We start from the raw sequence: 1175 nt of genomic DNA, 5'->3' as shown, positions 1-1175 counted from the left end.
AATTCTTCATCATCACCTCACTGACGCTTCAACACAAAGCTACCCATCACAACGTTATCACTGCGATTAAGCTGACCTTGCTCAACATTAAACTTCTCAGCCAACTTCACACGTGCCTGCTCAAAAGGCTGGAAGTCTGAGCTACGTGCGTGAATGCGCACTTCACCACGTTGGCCGTCATACTTAAAGCTGGTGATTTCTAGATCTTTCACCTGACCAAGCGTTGCAGGCAAGGCAGCAAGCCAAGACAACATCGCAACATCTGTTGAGCCACCAGATAAACGGCGCTCTTCATCCGTCATTTGGCGCTTTAAGTAGCTTACGGTCGGAATTCGATTCTTGTTTGGGAAAACCTGACGGAAAATACGTTCGCTTTCTTCACGATAGGCTTGTGCTTGTGCTTCGTACTTGTGGACGACGAGAAGTTGCTGAGCCACGACCACCACTAACAAAACGCCCGCAGCGATAGCCGCCTTTTGCCAAACTTTCCAGTACTTACCCCAAGAAGACTTCGGCTTAAACTCGCCAGTTAACAGGTTCGTTTTACTACTCACGACGCCTTTTGCGAGCAACGCCATCGTCATTTCTTCTGGCTTAGGAACCCATACACTCTCAACCGTCGATTCTGGCACGGAACTGTAGCAATCGAGTTGCCAACCTTCATGGTTTTGCAGGTAAGAAGAGAGGTAAAGATCCAGCCACGCCGAATCCACCACCGCGCCTTCCGTCTCTGAGTGACGAATTAGCCATTGCTCACCAATCAGTGCCGCACTGCTGTTGTCATCACTGACAGGCAATGCCAATACATCTGGCAAGATGCGTTTAATGGTCAACCCTTGGCTAGCAAAACGCTGTAGCACGGTTTGTACCCATGCACGCTCGACCGCACACACTTGTGCTTTATCCGCTTGCTTACCCAATACGGTGAAGTGCAAGCTATCCACATCTTGCGCGACTTCATCTTCAATCAAATAAGGCAACATGTTGTCGAACTGACGTGTTGCACCAGGCGGAATGTCCACCTGAGTTAACACCACATCATTACTCGCTAGTAAAGCGATGACTTGGCGCTGGCCGGCATACGATACCAACTCATCCAAGTGTTCCCATCCGGCAAGTTCACCGCTGGCAATCACTTCCTGTTGTTCTGTCGACCACACCACCCAAGGCGTGGT

The 1175-nt window shown here is 49.9% G+C and carries 1 protein-coding gene; it reads right to left on the bottom strand.

What is annotated here, in order from left to right; all coding sequences use genetic code 11:
- Positions 1–17: 17 nt before the first annotated feature.
- Positions 18–1175, bottom strand: a 1158-nt coding sequence (gene gspL / locus R7F07_RS25150; RefSeq protein ID WP_318110660.1) for a type II secretion system protein GspL, incomplete at its 5' end; no start/stop codon positions are given.

Origin of the sequence: Vibrio sp. YT-16, from assembly GCF_033337405.1 — a bacterium.
Classification (GTDB): Bacteria; Pseudomonadota; Gammaproteobacteria; order Enterobacterales; family Vibrionaceae; genus Vibrio; species Vibrio alginolyticus.
This window is presented reverse-complemented; position numbering and strand designations above follow the sequence as displayed.